Raw genomic sequence first — 21,652 nt, forward strand, 5'->3', positions numbered from 1 at the left:
TTTTTGGAACTATGATTACCTCTATCTATCAATCAAAGAAAAAAAATCAAATGCCACAAAACAATCAAATTGAAATACATTTGCCTAAATGCACAACCGATAAGCACATGTTTGTAGAACCCAAAGTAGAAAAAGGATGGCTTGAAGTGATATGCGGCTCAATGTTTTCGGGAAAAACCGAAGAGTTGATTCGCAGGGTAAAACGGGCAAAAATTGCCAATCAAAAGGTGAAAATTTTTAAACCAATGATTGATCAACGATATCATCGTAGTGATGTGGTTTCGCATGATTCCAATAGTATAGAGTCGTTTCCGGTAAACAAAAGTGAAGAAATTATGGCTTTGCTGGGCAATGCAGACGTGGTGGGAATAGATGAGGCTCAATTTTTCGACAATCGTTTGCCCGAGGTTTGTAATCAGTTGGTTAAAAGGAAGATACGAGTAATAGTGGCCGGACTGGATATGGATTTTAAGGCCCAGCCATTTGGCCCTATGCCATCACTGTTGTGTCAGGCACAATATGTCACAAAGGTGCATGCCATCTGCATGAAATGCGGGGATGTGGCCAGTTATACATTCAAAAAAATACACAACGACCAAACAGTAGAATTGGGCGAAAGAGAACTGTATGAAGCTCGATGCCGAAGTTGTTATGATGAGGGTATGGCCACCATTAAAGAGCAGATTAAGATGGATTTATGAACCTTTCGCAAAAACTTTTTAAACCGGTAGAATCGTATCCTGTTGCCATTTGGAGAATATTATTTGGGTTGGTTTTGGTTTTTGAAACAATTGGTTCAAATTTAGTTGGCTGGACAAAAACAGTATTTATTGAGCCAAAGTTTACCTTCACTTTTATTGGTTTTGAGTGGTTGCAACCGCTTTCGGGCAATGGTATGTATTGGCTGTTCTCACTTTTGGGCTTGTTGGCTGTTTTTATAACCATTGGATTTTACTATCGCTTTAGTATGGTAATGTTTACTGTGGGGTGGGCGGCAATTTATTTTATGCACAAAACCAGCTACAACAATCATCATTATCTCATGCTTCTGTTGTGCGTTATGATGATTTTTACTCCTGCAAATACTGTTTTAAGTTTCGATGCAAAATCAGGTAGAATACCGAAAAGTGAATTCATTCCGGCACTGTTTAAATGGCAATACATGTTGCTTTTGGGCATTGTTTACACGTATGCATCCATAGCCAAATGGTATCCGGATTGGATAAACGATGAGGTGTTTTATTTCTCCAAAAATCATCCTGTTTTTGGTTGGTTTTTTGTCTGGCCACATAGCGGAAAAGCTATTGCTTGGGGCGGCATTTTGTTTGATTTACTCATCATTCCGGTGTTGCTATTTTCTCGCACACGGGTGCCGGCATTTCTTATCTCCATAGTTTTTCATTTGTTCAATTCTGTAACCTTCCAAATCGGGACATTTCCATATATGATGATTGCGAGTAGTGTATTTTTCTTTTCCGAGAGCAGAGTTCGCCGCTTTTTTCGGATAAAAGCTATACCCACCGAACCACCAGAAATGGCATTTTCTGTTGGATACAAAAAAGTGGCAACGGCAGTTTTTGTTTTATTTTTCTGTTTTCAGTTGTTGTTGCCTCTCAGACATCATTTTATCAAGGGGTATGTCACTTGGACAGAAGAAGGACACAAACTTAGTTGGAGAATGATGCTCAGATCTAAAACCGGAACAATACATTTTAAGATAATGAAAAATGGGAAAGAAATAAGCCACACGCCTTCCGAACATCTTACCGGTCAACAGTTGGCCACCATGAAAGTGCATCCATGCATGATTTGGCAATATTGTCAGTTTTTAAAAAAATTATACGGAGAAGAAATTGAGATTTATATAATAAGTTTTGTGAAACTAAACCAACACGAGCGGCAACAATTTATAGACCCAACGGTGGATATGGCCAAAGCCGAGTGGCATTTTTTTAAACATGAAGATTGGATATTGCCTTTTGATAGAACTAAATAAAAAGCCCCGACTTTCGTCGAGGCTTTTTTTGTGGGCCCTGCTGGATTCGAACCAGCGACCCTCTGCTTGTAAGGCAGATGCTCTAAACCAACTGAGCTAAGAGCCCTTTTTTTTTGCTCTAAACCATCCCGATAACTATCGGGAGAGCTAAGATGCAAGTTCCCCTTTTTTGAGGGCTGCAAATATATATTTACCAAAATTGATTTTTTATCATTTTTTTTTATTTTTTTCTAAAAAATATTGTGCCAATGATTTTGGACACATCAAAACGCTCTGTTTATTCGTTATTTCTTGGCATTTTCAAAGAATTGTAATCTTTGCTGATTGCAGAAAATTTAGGAAAATTTGAAGGTTCAACAATCTATTTCGTTTTTTCATAAGTCGTTGTGGGCAATGCTTTACATCACGCCAATAATATTGGCAGTATATTACGTTGGGGGCATTTTTGTTGAACGCACTGCCATTGCCGAACTAAATAAACAATTAAATGTAGAAGTAAAAGTAGGGTCAATAAATCTGAATGGATTAAAAACTTTTCCAAGGCTGAGTCTGGAGTTGAGAGATATCCGTATTCAAGAATCAATGCCTCATTTTAATCGGGAGTTATTAAAAGCTCAAAAATTGGTGGTGGTTTTCAATCCTATAAAACTATTCAAAGGCCAAAATCAAATAGAACGAATTGAATTGATTGGCGGTTGGGCTAATATGTATAAAGGAAAAAATGGTAGCGTGAATTTTGCAGTATTAAAACCATCCCTCGAATCAAACAATGAAGCTGAAGCTGGCCTAAACTTAGATTTGAAAAAAGTAATTCTACAAAGGTTTAGACTAATATATGAGGATGAAGTGGCCGAAAAGCAAATCAACTTTAAAGCCGAAAAAGTAAAACTTGCAGGTAAATTTGATAACGATAAATTTGAGTTAAAGGTTGATGGAGGAGGATTTTTGAGCGAACTAATCAATAATAAAACAGGCTACATAATGGGCAAATTCATCGAAACCGATTTGGATATTGATGTAAACAATACCATAGGCAGTTATAAAATAAAAAAGGGAACGATACGCATAAACGATTTGGAAATAGATGCACAGGGCAGCATTTTAATGGTAGGGGACAACCCTGATTTTGACGTGCAGTTGCACGGGCAAAATATTGATATTCAATCTGTTTTTTCGCTACTTCCCAATGAAATGGCTTACAAACTGAAAGGCTTATCAAGCTCTGGAAAAATAAACCTCGATGGAACCATAAAGGGTATTTTTAAAGAAGAAAAGCTGCCCGAACTGGACGTTCGTTTTGGATTTGAAAAAGTGAAACTTTATTGGAATGAAAAGAATTTCGATTGTAGAAATTTGGATCTTGTTGGCAAAATTTCTAATAAAAATGCCTTGCACAAAACCCAATTGGATGTTAATCTGACCGATTTGAGTACAAAAAAATCATCGGTAAAAGGAACATTAAAAATTAATGATATATCAAAACCTAATATCCAATTTGTTGGGAAAGGTTGGATAGATGCCAAGGATTTTGAGGGTTTTGTGAGTAATAATGGAAGCATTTCGGGTAAAATATTATTTAATTTAGATGGGAATTTGCCATACAGCGAAGCAACTGAGACGATGGATTATGCAAAGTCAACGATGGTAGGAGATATTGATTTTAAGAATTTTAACTATAGTATTGACAAATGGCAACTGCTAAAAGATGTAGCGGCTTCGGCACGAATATCCGGCAACAATTTGACTCAAACCAAAATAGACGGAAACATCTGGAATAGTGATGTAAATTATGAAGGTTCAATCGAAAATTGGCAAGGTTTCACTTTCCAAAATCAGCGGTTGAAATTAGTCGGAAGTTTGAAGAGCGATTATCTCGATTTGAATTTTAGCAATCCGAATAACGGTGTTTCAGCTGATACCACTCCGTCAGAAATTAATACCGACTTAGGGGTAGATTTTAATTTGAAAATAGACGCAAAAAAATTGGTTTGGGAAAAACTCAACATTAGTCAACTTACGGGTTCGATTGACTGGGATGCAACGGCCATAAAAATGACGAACACCAATTTTGAAGCATGGCATGGGAAGAATAGTTTGGATGCATTTATAACCAAAATTGCGGGAGGCTATGAAGTAAAATCATTTTCTGAAAGCGAAAGGGTAAAAGTGGAAGAGTTAATGGCAACTTTCGACAATTTCGGACAAACCGAGTTTACACCCGAAATAGTTCAGGGAACGCTCACTGCCAAAGTTGATTTTTATGGAGAGTTTGACAACTATTTTGAGGCATTAGAAGATAAAATACTGTCTAGGATAGAGCTTTTAATTGAAGATGGCCGATTGGTTAATTATGAACCCATGGAAGAGCTTTCTAGTTTTGTGGAGTTGAATGATTTGCGTGACATCCGTTTTGAGCAATTGAGCAATGTTTTAGAAATAAGAAACAGGATGATTTCGATACCCAAAATGACTATTAATAATAATGCTATGAATGTAGAAATTGGAGGCACTCACAATTTCGATAATTACATGGATTATCATTTAAAAATTAAAGTGGCCGACTTGTTAGCCGACAAATCTGGTTGGGTAAAGAAAAAGCAAGAAAAACAACTTGAATCAGAGAAAAACGGCGGTTTGAGTGCATATATTTTGATGACAGGAACACCAGATGACTTGAAGATACGATATGATAGAAAGGCAGTGACAAAGGCCATAAAAGAAGAAGCCAAGAATGAGACAAAAACATTTTGGCAAGATTTAAAGAAGGATGTAAAAGGTCAAAATACGCCTGTTTTGCAAAATGCCCAAAAAACCCAATGGGATGAATAATTAAGAAAGACTGCGGCTTTGTCTTTTACGTATATAATACATGGCAATAGAAACCGCAAATGCACCCAACATCAGGTAAAAACGGTCGTTGTGGCCATCCATTTTTGCTTTGTAGGCCTCCACCGCTGTAATGGCCGCCATGGCAAGCCACAAAAGTTGTATGATTCTGTTTATTCTTTTAGAGTTCATTCTATTTCTTGTAAAGGAGACTCTGTGACCGAAACCGAGCCGGCAGGTTTTAAAATTCTCCATTTAGTAAAAGTTTCATTGCTCTCAAACCCCTTACCCCGAAGGGTCTCTCCGTCTCGAACAATTTTAACAAATGTTTGCGTATAAATTTTTTTCGTTTTTTGATTCCAATACAACTCCTCACATTTCAATTCTTCTCCCTGTTGATTGTAAACCCGCACACTGTCTTTTAGTTTGATAAGTTTTTGAATTTCATAGTTTATGCCGTAAGCAGCCGATATTTTACTGTCTTCTTTCCCCTCTGTATTAAAAAAAGTTGCGTTCAAGCCTTTGGGCATTTCTGTGTAGGGTTCTTTTTTTTGAGGGAATCTAATAAGCAGTGGCGTATTAATAATGGCTTTTAGTTTCGCCGAGTCATTATACTGAACCGTGACATTCTCGGCTCGTTCAATACTTAGGTCTTCAAGTTGTTGCTGCAACCGATCTAATTCTCCTTTTCGGGCATTTCTGCAAGAAAGCAAAAAACCGGTTATCGTCAGTAGTAATAACACCTTCAATAACCGGTTTCTCATTTTATTTATAGTTGTAATTATTTGCGAAATCTAATAGTGGTAGTCACTCCCAAACAAGGCACGGAAATGCTATCTCCTTCATGCATCGATGCTTTAAATACGTCTTCTGAACTTGGGAAATTAGCATAACACTTATTCATTAATTCTTGTGCAGCGGATTCCACACTCGGATCCAATGATTTTGCTTTAGCAGCTCTATCGTAGGCAGCTAAAAAGGCAGTGCGACCACCTAAACCATCGGAAGTGCATGAGCCGGAACTCTGAGCAAAATAGGAGGCAATAATCAAATGTGCTTTGCCGTCATTTGGATTGATACTCAATACTTTCTCAGCATATTCTTTGGCCTTCGCCAAGTTTCCCATCCGAGTATAGATTGAAGACATTTCACTATATATTTTGGCTTTTTCCGAAGCATCATTAACAGAGCCAAGCCCTTTATTATACCATTCCAAAGATTTTTGGTCGTTACCCTTTACATTGTGATATCTGGCTAAATTTATTGCAGCTTCACCAGATGGGTCAAGGTTATACATTTTTTCCGCAAGGTCAAGCGAGTAGTCGTTTCCATCGCAACCTGCAACCTGCAGCATATGATTAACCCGTTTTAATAAGTCCATAGAGACGTTGGGGTCGTCTGTTTTAGCCTTGTATAATTCCTCAATTTTTTCGCATGTCATAAATGGGCGGATTGCAAAATTAATGGCAGTATCCACCTTTCTCCAGGTTTCTGCTTTGGCAGTATCTGCATCGATGTTGTAGTTGACAACATCAAGAAGGTCAAAATATAATTTGAACAATCTATCTGCTTCATAATTCTTTTTTGCATACTCGTTTAGAGCATAATAGAAGTAGTTATACACCACCTTGGCATCTGTCTCATTTCCTAAATTTCTAAAACAACTGTCAAAAAGCACTAAGGCTGCCGTTGTGTCTGCCTTCCAGTTAATCATGTCAATGGCTTTGTAGCCGGCAACTTTTCCTGCTTCTCCCCAGTAATAAACCCGAACATCATAGTTTAAAAGCATAGTATCGATTAAACCATTCTTTCGTCTGTTAAACTCTTGCGGATCGTTTTTTTGAAGGTGCAATAAATATTGCTCTACCAAATAGGAGCCAACCAAGGTAACCCTTTTGTTATAGCATGGGGCATTTTTAAATTGATAATACCAATAAGGGAAAGCCTCTACATAGTTTTTGTTTTGCCAGTGCATATTAAACAAACCCACATTTTTTACAGTTTCGGCACTGTCAGAGCCATATTTTGATTCGCAAGGATGCTGTGCAGATGCCCCCATCCAAGCTATCAGGGCTAATGCTACCAATCCAAATCTCTTTTTCACTTTCATCTTCTTTACGTTTTAATTATACTTTCTTTTGTTGAACCACTTGTCATTGAGAGTTAGGCCAAATTTTATGCCAAGAATATTTTCTTCTATCAAGTTATTATCGTTTTGACCTCTCATAATGTACTCTACACCAACGTTGACTCTTGACACCATCCTATATTCAATACCATTTATTTTATAAACGGTATAAAATGGCAAACCAACGCCCAAGCTGACCGAACGTTCGGAAATGGGTGTTCCGGCAATGCCAGTATAAAGGTTGGCGGATCTATACCCAGCATAATAGCGAATGTTTTTGATGTAATCTACTCTTCTATCTCTTGCCGATAACTTGTCGCTTTGTGGCTGTTTTTTTATTTGATAATAACCCCCAATAGATAGTTGCGTTTGGTCGTAAAAGCTATTTAATCCTTTAATATCTTGCACTTTAGACCACAGTTGGGAGTTGTATTCGGCACCTATCATCCAGGCATTTTCATTTTCTAAACTCAAAGCGAAGCCATACCAAGAAGGTAGCTTAGATGTGGTTGCCAAATCTTTTTGGTTTAATACGGTATCTATCGGGTATCCAACTACAGAGTTTGCCGTATATACCAATTTGTCCGTACTTCGTTTTAGATTAGATTCCATACCACCCTGCAAGCCGATGGCGAGATTTTTTTCGCCCCAGATTTGTCTATTATACTGTACGCCTCCATTCCATTTTGCTCCGTTAAAGTAGCTGATAGAATGCTGCACGGTGCTAAATATGGCAGAATTGTTTGTGAAACGTCGAACGGTAATATCTTGAAGGTTTCCGAACAAAAAGGTAGCACCTACACCAACCGAAAATCCTTTAAAAACCTCAATACCATAGCCAAGTTTAAGCTGATTAATGCCCCCATACCCATTAAAACTATCGAGCGTTGTATTCGTATCGACAGATGAATAAATGTTAAATAGGTAGTCTATGTTTGAAAATTGGTTGAGAGCTACTGAAAACCCCATGTTTTTCTTTAAAGGCATTCCTAAAGAGAAATATTCCAGATTTCCTTTGGTGTGACTTGCCTGTGAATTGTTCTGCTGTTGCTGAACATAGTTTAGATTAACCCCGGTTTTTAATATAGAATATTTCACCGCACTCAACGAGGCAGGATTTACCAACGAAAAACTGCCTTTATTTCTTGTTGTTGAACCAAGTCCACCCATGAGCTGCTGATAAATAAAGGCATCAGAGTTGATTAAGCCATAGCTGCCATACGTGTATGGTTCGCTTGTTGATTGAGAAAATCCTGACAAACTTGCCAGAATACAAAGACTCAATATGTTGAATTTCAATAAGTTGTTACGCATTAAATTGTAAGATTTTATGCAATCCCAGCAATACCAAATTTTGGTTCGCGAATATCTTGTTTTTAATACGATTGACAAAATATCGAGCTTCTCCACCGCAAATTATGGTCTTGAGGTCATGAAAGGTTGAAGAATAGGCCGAAATAGCCCCATCTATTTCATAAAATAATCCGTTTAAAACACCGCTGGCAATGCTTTCTGTAGTGTTTTGCCCAAACAAAAGTTCCATATCATAGTCGTCCACTAAGGGCAATGCTCCGGTAAATTCATTCAGAGCTTTGAACCGAATTCGGACACCTGGGCTGATGTTTCCACCTAAGTATTGATTGTCGGCTGTCAAAATATCATACGTTATACATGTACCCGCATCTATTACAAGCAGGTTGCCCTCCGGATATAAAAATCTGGCTCCAATAACAGCAGCAATCCTGTCTTTGCCCAGAGTTTCAGGGGTTTTATACCGGTTTATCAAAGGAATTTTAGTTTTTTCGGTTAATACAAACGTGGGAGCCATTTTGCTCCAAAATTCATAAAGAGCGTCTTCATTTTTTCTGACGGTGCAAATCATAATCGAAGTAATTGAAAAATCTTTCAATTTTTCGAGCATTTCCTCGTCGGCATGGTTGCTATAAAAAATTTTGTGAATGCCATTGTTAATAAAAACAGCGGCTTTGGCTCGGGTATTCCCCACATCAATAATCAATTCCATTGTATTTTCCTTTCGTTGTGAATCAGTTTTCTTTTTTCCATTTTTTCGTTTTCAAGAATAAGTCTGCCATCCAAATCAACCCCCAAAACAGTCCAGCTTGTGTGTTCCAATATTATTTTTTCGTTAAATTTATACAAATGCTTTACGAATAACTCATTAATAAGTTTCGACCCGTTGGTTTGTTGGAGCAATCGGTAGTATTTTTCGATGTATTCGCAACAAGCCTCTATTATTTTTTTTCGGTCGGTTAATTCATTTTTTTCAATACGGATAGAAGTTGTATTAAGTGTTTGAAAATCAATTTGGTTGACATTAATTCCAACTCCAATCACACATTTGTTGGTGTTTCCAATAATATTTTCAATCAGAATTCCGGCAATTTTTTTGTCATTCACAAAAAGGTCGTTGGGCCATTTTATTTTAATTGTTTGTTCGGGCAAAAATTGATTAAGAGCATGGCAAACAGCAACTGCCACAAATTGCGAAACAATGGCCATGTGTTCGGTAGGCAAAAAAGAAAAATTTAGAAAAAGGCTGAAAAGAGCATTTTTGCCTTCTTGACTGCTCCAGATATTATTATTTTGCCCTCTGCCATTTGTCTGAAAATTGCTGTAAACCAACATGCCATTGGGAATGTTTTCGGAAGCGATGCGGTTTTTTAAATAGGTATTGGTAGAGTCTATTTGCTCAAAAAATACCGAGCAATGACCAACGAATAAGGTTTTGGGGGACAGAATCTCCAATTTTTTCCGACTTTTGCCGCAAAAATCGTAATTCAATAAATATTTATGCCGAAAAAAAATACGGCCATTGACAAGCTCGCGGATATTGTGGTGATGGGAATGCTTGAAAAAAAAGCACATAATGTGGTGAAAATAGACCTCAGAGACCTGAATGTTTCGGTTACTGACATCATGATTATTTGTCATGGCGATAGTGACAGACAGGTGGCGGCAATTGCCGATAGCGTAGTGGAAACTGTAAAAAAACAAACTGGCGAAAACCCCTTTAGTAAAGAAGGAATGAGATTGGCAGAATGGGTTTTGGTGGACTACATAAACGTGGTGGTACACATTTTTAAAAAGGATTTAAGACAATACTACGCCATCGAAGATTTGTGGGCAGATGGTATAGTTCAGGAAATAACCACAGATTAGGTTATTGAGTGGCCTGTTGGTTGAGATAAGATTTTAACAAAGGGTTTTTGCTCGCTATCTCATTCAAAACCTTTTCTACTTCATAGCTAATTCGCTGAAATTCAGGTTCAAAACCATATATACTTTGATTTAGATCGGTGGCATCACGCAGTGCGGTTTCTGCATTTTGCATTTCTAAAGCAAAATATTTCTTGAAATCGGTTTTGCTCATTTCGCCACTTTCAACCGATTTTCGTAAATCAGCAGCCTGAGATTTAAGAGTTTTAGTCTGCTTCACGGCATTATCATAATTTTTTAAAAAGCTGGTATAGTTCTTTTTAATGGCCTTGTATTTTGCCAAATCGGTCGAAAAGTCGGAAGTCATCAAAGTGGTGGTGTCATAAAATTTGTTAATGTATCTAAGATGGTCAAAAATGAGTTTTTCTCTATTCGAAAGGGTTTTTGTGTCAATATTCAGAGCCATTTCGGACTGTTTTATTTTCATATCAAGCGAGTCTAATTTTTCAAAATACCGAGCATCTATTTTTGTACAAGAAACATTTAAACTGCCTATGGCAAACAAAATGTAAAACACCGCGATAATTGTCAATTGTCTTGTGCCTGTCATATTTTTAGCGTAATTTTCCATCTTTAAATGAGCGGCTCAAAAGTAAAAAAAATTAAACGGTTCATCTTTCTAAAAGATGTGGCTGTTTTAGCATTAACAGCCTTTGGAGGACCATCCATGCACATTGCCCTTTTTGAGCGAAGAATGGTTCAACTTAAAAAATACCTAACCGAAGAAGAATTGTTGGAACTGTATTCATTAGCCCAGATGCTGCCTGGCCCCAGCAGTACACAAACCATAACGGCAATGGGATACAAATTTGGAGGGCCATTTTTAGCTTTTTTAACACTAATGGTTTGGGTGTTGCCGGCATTCCTACTCATGACGGCCTGTTCCTTTTTATTTGTTTTTCTCGACCAAGAAGTAACCCAAAGAGTCTTTAGATTTATTCAGCCTTTGGCCGTTGCATTTGTATTTACGGCAGGATTAAATATGGCTTTAAAAGTTAATAAAGGAAGCCTGAGATTTGTGTTGATGGGGCTTGCATTTGTTATAGTTGCCCTGCTCAGACATTGGTTAGAGCAGTATGTAAAAACACCGTGGATGTTTCCGGTTATATTAATTGGTGGGGGAGTGGTAAGTTATTTTTTGGGTAAAAAGGACACCGAATTAGTTAAAAATGAGCAGGAAATAAAATCCAAAATTGTCGTTAAATGGCGATATTTGGTCGTATTTGCCTTAATTTTCGTCTTAGCCGGATTGCTTGTAAAATTGGGTGCGGGTCAAGATTCCGGTTTTGCACATCGCAGTTTTGTGTTGTTCGAAAATACGTATAGATTCGGAAGTTTGGTTTTTGGCGGAGGTAATGTGTTGATACCCATGATGTTTGACCAATTTGTTCAATATCAGCATTGGATTTTGCCAGAAGAATTTTTGACCGGAATTGGGCTAAATCCTGCAGTTCCCGGACCAGTTTTTACCGTAGCAACCTATAGCGGCGGATTGATAATGCGGGATTTTGGTATGCATGCTCAAATTTGGGGGTGCTTTATTGCCACCATTGGCATATTTCTTCCTGGCACGCTCATGATTTTTTTTGTATATCCGATGTGGGATAGCATAAAAAACTACAAAATCATCAGAAGGTCGCTTGATGGGGTCATTGCTGCTTCATCAGGGTTGGTTTTGGCTGCCGGATACCTGCTGTTTATGCCGGTGGCCTTTCGATGGAAGGTGAAAAATAGCTTTCATTATACCAATCTTCAAGATGTAGATTTTGTGAACTATTTTAACATAGCGTTGGTTATACTTTTGGCACTAATGTTGCAAAAGTTTAAAATTCCGACACCAATTTGGGTGTTATTGTGCATTTTGGCTGGTATCATTTTTTAATTTTGTTCGTATAAGTATAAAAACGATTTTGAAACAATACATTTTTATCACACTTTTCCTTTTTGGTTTTACCCTCAAGTCGGTTGCTCAAACCGCCAAAAAAAATGATTCAACCAATATGGAATTGGTGCAGTTTTCGGGTGTAGTAATGACCTCAGATAGTTTGGTGGGCATACCTTATGCTGCAGTGGCCATTCAGCGAAGTCATGCCGGAACCTATACTGACGTATTCGGATATTTTACTCTTGTGGCCCGAAAAGGGGATACTTTAAACTTTTCTTGTATTGGTTTTAGACCAAACAAATATGTCATTCCCGATACATTTAGCGATTTTAAATATTCGATGATAATTCTACTTACAGCTGATACGATGCATTTGCCAACGGTAGTTGTAAGGCCGATGCCACGGCGAGAGTTGTTTGATTATTATTTTGTAAAATCAGATATACCCGATGATGATTTGGAACGAGCCAGAAAAAATCTGGAGCGGGAAGAGTTGAAAGAAAGTAGGGAAATTCTAAAACCGGACGGCATAGAAGTTTCCAAATTGCACCTCTCTCAACAAACTCAAAAGTATTACTATGCAGGTCAGGTAGCACCCAATAATTTGCTCAACCCATTTGCGTGGGCACAGTTTTTTGAAGCTTGGAAAAGAGGAGATTTTAAAAGAGAGGTAAAAACCTCTGATGAGTAAAAGATATTTTTCTAAAAGGGCGAATCCAGTACATCAAGAGTAGGATGAACCTTGTCTTTGTCGGACAAGTTAACGTCTTGCAATTGCCAATCGATGTTCAGTTTGGGGTCGTTAAAAAGCAAACCACCTTCAGAAGCAAGATTGTATAAATTGGTACATTTATAAGAAAAAATGGTATTGTCTTTTAACGTGCAAAAGCCATGGGCAAATCCTGAAGGAATCCAAAACATTAATTTATTTTCGGCGGAGAGATTGATGCTGAAACTTTGGCCATACGTTCTGCTATTTTTTCGAATATCCACTATTACGTCTTGCACTTCGCCCGAAATAACCCGAACTAATTTGCCCTGATCGTGGGGTGGGTGTTGAAAATGAAGCCCCCTTAAAACACCTCTATGGCTCATAGACTCATTGTCTTGAACAAAATCTAAGTTTAAGCCAGCTTGTTCAAATTTAGAAGCACTATAACTTTCAAAAAAATAACCTCTATGATCCCCAAATACTTTAGGCTCAATAATTTTAGGCCCCGCAATAAATATTTCTCTAAACTCCAAATCAAAAAAATCTAAGCCGCAAATTTGTAAAACTTTGGCCAATATGTTGATAATAAAATGACTTTTGGCCGATGTTCGGGCAACGGCTCTTCTTAATTTTGACATGTGAATAATAATACCCAACAGGATTATTTAAAAGGCCTCAATGAGCCACAAAAGCAGGCAGTGTTGCAGGTTGGTGGCCCTGTGATGATTGTGGCGGGAGCAGGCTCCGGAAAAACAAGGGTGCTTACCTATCGTATAGCCCACATGATAGCCAGTGGCATTGACCCCTTCAATATTTTGGCACTAACTTTTACCAACAAAGCTGCACGCGAAATGCGGAATAGAATTGAAAAGGTTATTGGCGGCGAGGCAAAAAATATTTGGATGGGAACTTTTCACTCTGTTTTTGCCAAAATTCTTCGATTTGAGGCTGATAAATTGGGTTATCCAAGCAACTTTACCATTTATGATACCGACGACAGCAAAAGTTTGTTGAAAAGCATCATCAAAGAAATGAAGCTAGACGACAAAGTGTATAAACCAAACGTGGTTTTAAACAGAATAAGTGCCGCCAAAAATAGCCTCATAACCTATAAAATGTATGGCAATGCCGATGAGCTGACCGCCTATGACGGAGTAAGCGGAAGGCCACACATAGCCCAGATTTATGAAACTTATGCCAAACGTTGTTTTCAATCTGGGGCGATGGATTTTGATGATTTGTTGTTAAAAACGTTCGAACTTTTTACCAAACACGTGGATGTTTTAAACAAGTATCAGCACAAGTTTAAATATGTAATGGTTGATGAGTATCAAGACACAAACCATTGCCAATACATGATTGTAAAAAAACTGGCTGCCGTAAATGAAAATATCTGTGTTGTGGGCGATGATGCCCAAAGTATCTATTCTTTCAGGGGGGCAACCATCCGGAATATTTTAAACTTTGAAAAGGACTATCCTGATTTGAAAGTGTTTAAACTTGAACAAAACTACCGAAGCACACAAACCATTGTAAATGCAGCAGGGTCAATCATTTCGAAAAACAAAGAGCAATTAGAAAAGAAAGTTTGGACCGACAATAATCTTGGGGACAAAATAAAGGTAATGCGGGCTGTTACCGATAATGAGGAGGGGAAACTGATAGCCCAAAGCATTTTTGAAGAAAAGATGCGAAACCAATTGCCCAATAAGGATTTTGCCATATTGTATAGAACCAATGCACAATCCAGAAGCTTAGAAGAAGCCTTGAGAAAACAGAATATTCCTTATAGAATATACGGAGGTATGTCTTTTTATCAAAGAAAGGAAATAAAAGACCTATTGGCATACCTCAAGTTGACCGTTAACCATAAAGACGAAGAGAGTTTAAAAAGGGTCATAAACTATCCTGCACGTGGCATTGGCAATACAACCCTGGATCGAATTCAACTCAATGCGGCAGAACAAGGTGTTAGCTGGTGGGAGGTAGTGGCCAATGCCCAGTTATTCCCAAATCTTGGGTCGGCGGCCACAAAGTTGAATGATTTTACCACCAAAATTAGAAGTTTTGCAACCCTTTTAAATACAAAAGATGCATACGAAGTTGCAATGCACATCGCCAAATCAACCGGATTGTTGACAAATTTATATGATGATAAGACCGTAGAAGGTATCAGCCGATATGAAAATGTGGTTGAATTGCTCAATGGTATCAAAGAATTTGTTGAGGATGACACGAGCGAATTGGAGAAAACACTCGGTATTTATCTTCAGGATATTGCCCTTATAACCGATGCCGACAAAGAAGACAATTCGGATGATAAAGTATCCTTAATGACCATCCATTCGGCAAAGGGTTTAGAGTTTGGCTACGTTTATATATCAGGCATGGAAGAAAACCTATTTCCATCGCAAATGAGCACCGGAAGTAGAAAAGAGCTGGAAGAGGAAAGAAGGTTGTTTTATGTGGGAGTAACCCGTGCCGAAAAAAGATTGTATCTATCGTATGCAAATTCACGATTTAGATTTGGCCAATTATTACCCTGCGAACCAAGCCGATTTATTAGTGAAATAGACGAAGATTTTGTTGAACTCGACAAGAGTTTTAAAACCAAAGAAACCAATGTTAATCAAGGATTAAATTTGTTTGCAAACCGAAATAAAGAAAAGGCTGACTTTGGTAATAAATTTGGCAAAACCAACAACTTGGTCAGAGAGACTAAACTTCCGCCACTGATACCAAACTTTGAAGCCGAAGACACCTCCAATTTAAAGGTAGGTGATAGGGTAGAGCATCAACGATTTGGCAAAGGAGAGGTGGTGTCGCTTGATGGAGATTTTGGAAACGCCAAAGCCACCATTGATTTTGAAATAGGCGGGAAAAAGCAGTTGGTATTAAAGTTTGCTAAATTGAGGTTTATTTAAGCGGCAATTATTCCGTACTTCTCAAACATATCCTGCATTTGACTAATGGCGGTAGATTTGTGAATATATTCATTCATGCCACTATCCATAGCCTTTACCATCACTGCATTTTGAGGTAGAGAAGTAAAAGCGACAATAGGCGTTTTTGAGTCAAAGGTTCTAATAGCACGTGCCACATCATACCCGTTTTCTTTGGGCATGTGTATATCCAACAATATCAGTTTATACGAATTTTTTTGGAGTAGAGTTAGCGTGTCTTTTTGATTTTGAGCTGTATCAAAAGAAATTCCCATCTTGCTGAACATAATGCTCATAAACAAACTATTGATTTCATTATCATCCACAATAAGAATTTTATTTGAGTCCATAATAAGTAGTAATAAAACAGTAAAGATAACTATACAACATGTATGCCTTATTGTAATTCACTCATTATTAATGTTTTGCGAAGCATAGTGTAATCGGTTTATTCCCAATTTTGGGAATTTATATTCAATGTGGGTTATTTGAAATGTAGTTTCAGGCAATGCCAAAGCTCTTTTTTTAAGGTCACATTGTGAGCAATTTCCGAAAGACTATGGCAGTAAATTTTGCCATTATTCAATTCATACAATTTGTTTGGTGTATGATTATATCCAAAAAGAATAATAAAGTCAGTGTTAAAATTCTGATAAGAACTAAAAGACGTGATAATTGTGTTTACCCCTTCTTCAAGTTTAATAGCTGCCATAATATTTTCCAATAGTGTTTTATCGGAAGAGCTTAGACTCATGTTTTCAAGGGCAATGACAACTTTATAATGAGTAGGGTTCACTTCGGATATGGCGTCTTCGTTTGCCACTGTTTTATCTGAAATGACGTAAATGGTGTCGAATAAATCAATGATTGAACGATGAGGAATTTTCCAAATATTATTGAGCATGGCACAAATTTACATAATTTAAAAATGCTTGTATTAATGTGTGCTCATTAAAGTAATCCCATTTTGGGACAAATATTATGACTAAAAACCCTTTAAAAATGTTTTATATTTAAGTATGTGCCGAATATTCTAATAAATAGACAATGTTGTCTATTTTTGGGATAAAAGTTTTAGTTGACACTTTTTAATGCCTTGATTATCAATAGTTTAAAAAATGGCATTGCTTTCGATATTACCGCTATGTATCTTTCGAGAGAAAGAGCACATGGTTAATAATTTTCATCATAAGTAGTAGTTTAGTATTTTATCTTTGATTTTAAGCCCTGACCTATATGGTTGGGGCTTGTCATTTATACACAAATCTAAAATTTTGCTAATTAACATTTTTTTGCTAACTTGCAGAACAATTTACAGAATAAATAAAAGATAATTTCGTTATCACTCAAAATTAATGTGCCTTTTTAGATATGAATAGGCTTGTAAATATCTCAGTTCTGACATGCTTCATTCTCGCATTTAGTGCTAAATTGTCTTTTGGCCAACCACCTGTTTCTTTTGATAAAAAAGTGCTGAGTATATATTTTGATTCGAACAAGGATGATATTTCTGAAAGCTCCAAAAAGAATATTAGAGAGTCTTTGATGGAACTGAGCTCAATGATAATTAAAGAGGTTTACGTGGCAGGTCATACCGATGTAGATGCCTCAACCCTCTACAATATGTCTTTGGCTGCCAATAGAGCCCAAAATGCATCAAAATATTTGACACAATTGGGCATAAAACCTGATATTATCAAAGAGGAGTCGTTTGGCGAAATTCAGGCAAAAAACGACGATAAGAGGCTCGACCGCAGAGTGGATATTACATTTATATACCTTTCTGAGAACGAAACTATTGAAACAATATCAAATGGTAGTCTTAAATACGTAGTAGTTCAAACTCTTAATGCAAACACAAGAGAAAAAATTCAATGCGACTATGCTTTAGAAAGGGGCGACAAAAATGCTTTCTCAAAAACTTCAACAACAGGGGTATGTTTATTCAATTTTAACTATGTTACCCAAGTCCCCACAACACTCATGTTCTCAAGTTCAGGTTATTTAAACGAAAAGGTTGAGATAAATCCGGAGAGGGGTAGCGTAAGCGGAGATACATTGAAATTGAATGTACTTATGCGTCCGGTTGAGGTGCAGCAAAAATTTAGATTTGACAACATTTTCTTCTATACCGATACAGATAAGTTTAAACCTGAATCTAAACCAGAACTCGAAAAGTTGGTGTTGCAACTTAAAGAAATGCCTAATATGTACATCGAAATTCAGGGCCACATGAGTTTTGCCGAAAATAGAAAGGCCAACGTATTTCAACAGATTTATAACCATGACTTATCTCACAAGAGAGCTAAGGCGGTGTACAATTATTTGATAGAAAATGGCATTGAAAAAGAACGTTTGACCTATATTGGACTAAGTAATTTTAGAATGATTTTCCCTGTTCCAAAATCCGAAAATGAAGCAGACCAAAATAAAAGAGTTGAAGTTTGGACCTTAAATCTTGTAAAGCCCGAGGAGGCTCATTAGTTGAACATTCGCCAATCAATTCCAAAATTTACCATTCTTGACATTTGCGGGTATCCAAATGCAGAATAGGTGTCGTTTTCGAAAAATCCTTGACTCACATTTTCTAACGATACGAAGAGTTTTACTGTTTTAACCTTGACATCAACAAAAAAATCTATTACCGGGTATCCACCAATAGATTGGTGGCTTACTACATATCGGCGAATCAATGGGTTGTATGTGTAGCCATCAAAAGCAGAATAATATCCGGCTTGAACACCGGCTCGACCGTACATATTTTTTTTAAACAAAAACCCTTCTTTATAAATTCTTCCGGTATAAGACAGACGAGGAACAGGAAGCACTTCAGCCAAAGAATTTTGAACGGAAATTCGCTGATGTAAATGCCAACTATTACCAATTTTTGTATGATGGGAAAGCCAAAATTTAGAGTATTTAAAAGCGTCATTCCATTGTTTGCGGTATCCGGAAGAGTCGAAATACACAAAATTGGTGGCGTGACGAAAGATAAAACCAACCGAAAACTTGTTAGGGTAGCTCATTTGACAAATGATTTGATTGGTAGTAACGCTGCTGAGTCTCTGATGCCACAGATAATTATTACTGGCAAAAAATTGGGATAAATAATCCGGACGTCTCTTTTGTGAAGTAATGCCAGTAGTAAAATAGAACTTTTTAATTGGAATTTGAGTTCTAATAGTGGCTTGATAATCACTCTTATAAAACCCCATCACATCTGTCTGGAAGGCCGATTTTAAAGATAGTTTTTCAAATTTTCTATCAAAAGAAGCAGCAAGTCTTAAGTGCTGAAATTTGCTTTTATAAAGGCTCAAAACCGAAACATTATTGTATTCGTGTTGTACGAATAGTGTGGTAAAAGTGTTTTGTGTCCGTATATTTTTCCCAATTTTGTTAATGAAAGAGTATAACTTGGTTGAATCTTTTGTAGTCAATGTAAAATGTCGAATTGGATATAAATCTGTATTTGGGTTGGGGTCTGAAAACAACGTTTTTTCGGTTCTATATTCGAACGTATGAAACCATTGATTTTTAACTTTGGTATTTTGCGAATCGGCTAAAGCAAGGCTATCATTGAGGGAGTTTCTAAAATATTGGGTAAATCCTGCCGATTTATTCCAAAAAACATTGGTAGCTTTTGCAAAGGCTGCCTCCGCCGAAAAAAAACGATTTCTGCCCGAATAGGTATAAAAAGCGGAGTCGTTTAGTATAGAATTGGTTTCTTTTAGGGTTAATTTATTGCTGGTATAGTGGGCTAATAGTTCATAATTTCTTTTTTCAGTACGGAAGTGCGAAAAAACGTTGGTGGCATAGAGGTCTGACATTTTTTCACGATTAAAAAAGTCAAGGTTTCCGAAAAAGAGATTGTTGCATTTTATTCGCGAATAGTCCAAACCATAGCTCCAATATTTGTTGAGATTTTGCGAATACTCGGCCTCAATTAGCAATAAATTGGCGGTGCCTTGTGCATATTTAAAATTGGTTCTGGGTGTGTTCGATTCATAATATTTTATGCTGTCCGGATTTTTGAAATAGTATTTTGTAGGGTTTTGGTCGTTTAAGTGAAACGTTCCATTATCCACCATCGAAGGCTCAACCCCCTTAGTGGGCGATGCAATTCGACCTAAATTAATAAAGTTTAAATCGGTCTGTTTTTCTTTGTTTAAAATATGAACATTTTTAAGCAACGTGTCTTCTGTCTGCAATTCAAAGTTAAACTTTTCAATTGCCGACTTAGTCAAATAGCCGGATAAATCACTTTTATAATGAGTAGTGTCAAAAAAATGTTGTCCATAAAGTTGCTGAGCAAGCAGACAGGCAACAACTGTAAGAATTTGTTTTAAAGCAATATTCACCATGCAAAAGTAAGGGCTGTGTGGTATAAAAATTTCAAAATATAGAAATGGAAAACATCAAAAGTATTTTTGCAACCAAAGATATTGTTTTGAAAGATTTTTTCATTGTAGGGCAGGGGTTGGCCGGATCCGTATTGGCAGTAAAACTTGAGCAAATGGGCAAGAGTTTTAAAATTTTTGACAGCCCCAATCCAAATACATCTTCTGCGGTGGCCGCAGGAATAATGAATCCGGTTTCTGGCAAAAGATATGTTCCGGTTTGGCGGGCTTCCGAAATTTTTTCGGTTGCTTTTACATTTTATAGGTTTTGCGAGACAAAGTTGGCGGGCAATTTTTTTTACGAAATGCCTCTTTATCGAATTTTTGGAAGCATTGCAGAGCAAAATGAGTGGATGGGCAAAGCAGGAAATGATAAAGTAGCTCCGTTTTTAAATGAGCATCCTGATTCAATTTTAAAATTAAACGAAGAAATATATTCAAATCCACACTACTCGCTTTCTTTAAAAGGTGGAAGGTTAGAAGTTGCCGAATTTGTAAATAAAGTAAGAAACAGGTTGGTGCATCAAGGAATCTTTTCCGAAAGACATATCTCACCATCCATAGTAATGCATTTCAAAAATCATGTTTCAATTGATGGAGAAGAGGCCAAACAAATCATTTTTTGCACAGGATTGGATGATGGTTTTTGGTCGTTTTTGCCTTTCATTGGCGTTAAGGGCGAGCTTTTGGAAGTTGCTTCTGATGCCTTAGAAAGGGACAGAATTGTAGTTGGGGCAAGTTTTTTAACACCCTCTGCAAAACATTTTTATTTGGGAGCCACTTACAATTGGGATGATAAATCGCTAATGCCAACAGAACAGGCTCGGGAAGAATTAATCAATAACTACTACAAGTTTGCAAAGCCACCAATCGAAATCAAAAATCAACGAGTGGGTTTTAGGCCAACCGTGCGAGATAGAAAACCATTATTAGGAATGCATCCGGAATATCCAAATCTATTTCTTTTTGGAGGCCTGGGCAGCAAGGGTGTCTCGCTGGCTCCATACCTTGCCGACAGGTTGTTGGAATTTATTATACATGAAAAAGGGTTGGATAGTGAGATAAACTTAAATCGGTTCAAGAAATAGAAAGTCGATATAAAAAAGAAGCCCTGCTCAAAAAGAGCAGGGCAAATAAACCAAACTAACCATGAAAAAAATGCCTCCTTTCGAAGGCACTTCAAAGGTAAGCACATATTTTTGAATTGTGCAATCTTTTTTTATTTTTTTTGAGAATTGGGATTTGATATAAAAAAGAAGCCCTGCTCAAAAAGAGCAGGGCAAATAAACCAAACTAACCATGAAAAAAATGCCTCCTTTCGAAGGCACTTCAAAGGTAAGTGCATGTTTTTGAATTGTGCAAACTTTTTTTTATATTTTTTAAGAATCGAAATTTGATACAAAAAAGAAGCCCTGCTCAAAAAGAGCAGGGCAAATAAACCAAACTAACCATGAAAAAAATGCCTCCTTTCGAAGGCACTTCAAAGGTAATGTCGTTTTGCTGATATAACCAAAAGAAAAAAATATTTT

At 37.1% G+C, this 21,652-nt stretch carries 19 protein-coding genes, 1 tRNA gene and 1 pseudogene; 9 read left to right on the forward strand and 12 right to left on the reverse strand.

Going from position 1 to position 21,652, the window contains the following annotated elements; all coding sequences use genetic code 11:
• The first annotated feature begins 107 nt into the window (after positions 1–107).
• Together H6607_01915 and H6607_01920 are read left to right on the forward strand one after the other, a co-directional pair.
• A complete protein-coding gene (locus tag H6607_01915) occupies positions 108–701 on the forward strand; it encodes a thymidine kinase (GenBank protein ID MCB9261118.1) in 594 nt (197 codons plus the stop codon).
• Positions 698–1,996, forward strand: a complete 1,299-nt coding sequence (locus tag H6607_01920; protein MCB9261119.1) for an HTTM domain-containing protein — start codon at positions 698–700, stop codon at positions 1,994–1,996. Before H6607_01915 ends, H6607_01920 begins: the two co-directional genes overlap by 4 nt.
• 31 nt (positions 1,997–2,027) lie before the next feature.
• Here the strand turns inward: H6607_01920 and H6607_01925 are convergent.
• Positions 2,028–2,102 (reverse strand) — tRNA-Val (locus H6607_01925).
• Between the two features lie 311 nt (positions 2,103–2,413).
• On the opposite strand from H6607_01925, the gene H6607_01930 reads away from it, so the two are divergent.
• Entirely contained in the window at positions 2,414–4,825 is a 2,412-nt protein-coding gene (locus H6607_01930) for a hypothetical protein (GenBank protein ID MCB9261120.1), read from the forward strand.
• Here H6607_01930 and H6607_01935 read toward each other — a convergent pair whose 3' ends face one another.
• The 6 genes from H6607_01935 to H6607_01960 are packed head-to-tail and all read right to left on the reverse strand — an operon-like array spanning position 4,826 to position 9,752.
• Positions 4,826–5,014 carry a hypothetical protein gene (locus H6607_01935; GenBank protein MCB9261121.1) on the reverse strand — a complete coding sequence of 63 codons (189 nt, stop codon included), beginning with the start codon at positions 5,012–5,014 and terminating at the stop codon, positions 4,826–4,828.
• Positions 5,011–5,586 carry an LPS export ABC transporter periplasmic protein LptC gene (gene lptC, locus H6607_01940; protein ID MCB9261122.1) on the reverse strand — a complete coding sequence of 192 codons (576 nt, stop codon included), beginning with the start codon at positions 5,584–5,586 and terminating at the stop codon, positions 5,011–5,013. The genes H6607_01935 and lptC overlap by 4 nt, the downstream gene beginning before the upstream one ends.
• Before the next feature lie 17 nt (positions 5,587–5,603).
• Positions 5,604–6,926 carry a hypothetical protein gene (locus H6607_01945; GenBank protein ID MCB9261123.1) on the reverse strand — a complete coding sequence of 441 codons (1,323 nt, stop codon included), beginning with the start codon at positions 6,924–6,926 and terminating at the stop codon, positions 5,604–5,606.
• Positions 6,927–6,944: 18 nt separating this feature from the next.
• On the reverse strand, positions 6,945–8,210 hold the full coding sequence (locus H6607_01950) for a hypothetical protein (protein MCB9261124.1): 1,266 nt from the start codon (positions 8,208–8,210) through the stop codon (positions 6,945–6,947).
• 46 nt (positions 8,211–8,256) lie between these two features.
• A complete protein-coding gene (locus H6607_01955; GenBank protein MCB9261125.1) occupies positions 8,257–8,973 on the reverse strand; it encodes a type III pantothenate kinase in 717 nt (238 codons plus the stop codon).
• Positions 8,964–9,752 (reverse strand): biotin--[acetyl-CoA-carboxylase] ligase, encoded by a 789-nt coding sequence (locus tag H6607_01960; GenBank protein ID MCB9261126.1) that lies wholly within the window; start codon positions 9,750–9,752, stop codon positions 8,964–8,966. The genes H6607_01955 and H6607_01960 overlap by 10 nt, the downstream gene beginning before the upstream one ends.
• A gap of 9 nt (positions 9,753–9,761) precedes the next feature.
• Here H6607_01960 and rsfS point away from each other — a divergent pair, with 9 nt between their 5' ends.
• On the forward strand, positions 9,762–10,130 hold the full coding sequence (gene rsfS / locus H6607_01965; GenBank protein ID MCB9261127.1) for a ribosome silencing factor: 369 nt from the start codon (positions 9,762–9,764) through the stop codon (positions 10,128–10,130).
• A 1-nt stretch (position 10,131) separates the two neighbouring features.
• Here rsfS and H6607_01970 read toward each other — a convergent pair whose 3' ends face one another.
• Positions 10,132–10,758, reverse strand: a complete 627-nt coding sequence (locus tag H6607_01970) for a hypothetical protein (GenBank protein ID MCB9261128.1) — start codon at positions 10,756–10,758, stop codon at positions 10,132–10,134.
• 6 nt (positions 10,759–10,764) lie between these two features.
• On the opposite strand from H6607_01970, the gene H6607_01975 reads away from it, so the two are divergent.
• Together H6607_01975 and H6607_01980 are read left to right on the forward strand one after the other, a co-directional pair.
• The gene (locus H6607_01975; protein MCB9261129.1) at positions 10,765–12,069 is read left to right on the forward strand and encodes a chromate transporter; all 1,305 of its coding nucleotides are present in this window, start codon (positions 10,765–10,767) and stop codon (positions 12,067–12,069) included.
• A gap of 28 nt (positions 12,070–12,097) precedes the next feature.
• The gene (locus H6607_01980) at positions 12,098–12,763 is read left to right on the forward strand and encodes a carboxypeptidase-like regulatory domain-containing protein (protein ID MCB9261130.1); all 666 of its coding nucleotides are present in this window, start codon (positions 12,098–12,100) and stop codon (positions 12,761–12,763) included.
• 11 nt (positions 12,764–12,774) lie between these two features.
• On the opposite strand, the gene rfbC is transcribed toward H6607_01980, so the two are convergent.
• Complete coding sequence (gene rfbC / locus H6607_01985) at positions 12,775–13,422, reverse strand: dTDP-4-dehydrorhamnose 3,5-epimerase (GenBank protein MCB9261131.1); 648 nt, start codon at positions 13,420–13,422, stop codon at positions 12,775–12,777.
• Positions 13,423–13,443: 21 nt separating this feature from the next.
• Here rfbC and H6607_01990 point away from each other — a divergent pair.
• A pseudogene (locus H6607_01990) lies at positions 13,444–15,708 on the forward strand (UvrD-helicase domain-containing protein).
• On the opposite strand, the gene H6607_01995 reads toward H6607_01990, so the two are convergent.
• Both H6607_01995 and H6607_02000 read right to left on the reverse strand, forming a co-directional pair.
• Positions 15,705–16,076: a response regulator gene (locus tag H6607_01995; GenBank protein MCB9261132.1), complete on the reverse strand. Its 372-nt coding sequence runs from the start codon at positions 16,074–16,076 to the stop codon at positions 15,705–15,707. The pseudogene H6607_01990 and the gene H6607_01995 overlap by 4 nt on opposite strands.
• 134 nt (positions 16,077–16,210) lie before the next feature.
• Positions 16,211–16,630 carry a DNA polymerase III subunit psi gene (locus H6607_02000; GenBank protein MCB9261133.1) on the reverse strand — a complete coding sequence of 140 codons (420 nt, stop codon included), beginning with the start codon at positions 16,628–16,630 and terminating at the stop codon, positions 16,211–16,213.
• 467 nt (positions 16,631–17,097) lie between these two features.
• Between H6607_02000 and H6607_02005 the strand changes: the two genes are divergently transcribed.
• Positions 17,098–18,210, forward strand: coding sequence for an OmpA family protein (locus H6607_02005; GenBank protein ID MCB9261134.1), 1,113 nt, complete (start codon positions 17,098–17,100; stop codon positions 18,208–18,210).
• Here H6607_02005 and H6607_02010 read toward each other — a convergent pair.
• A complete protein-coding gene (locus tag H6607_02010) occupies positions 18,207–20,084 on the reverse strand; it encodes a hypothetical protein (protein ID MCB9261135.1) in 1,878 nt (625 codons plus the stop codon). The genes H6607_02005 and H6607_02010 overlap by 4 nt on opposite strands.
• A gap of 47 nt (positions 20,085–20,131) precedes the next feature.
• On the opposite strand from H6607_02010, the gene H6607_02015 reads away from it, so the two are divergent.
• Positions 20,132–21,211: an FAD-dependent oxidoreductase gene (locus tag H6607_02015; protein ID MCB9261136.1), complete on the forward strand. Its 1,080-nt coding sequence runs from the start codon at positions 20,132–20,134 to the stop codon at positions 21,209–21,211.
• Positions 21,212–21,652 lie beyond the last annotated feature (441 nt).

This window comes from Flavobacteriales bacterium (genome assembly GCA_020635395.1).
In the GTDB taxonomy this organism is placed as follows: domain Bacteria; phylum Bacteroidota; class Bacteroidia; order NS11-12g; family UBA9320; genus UBA987.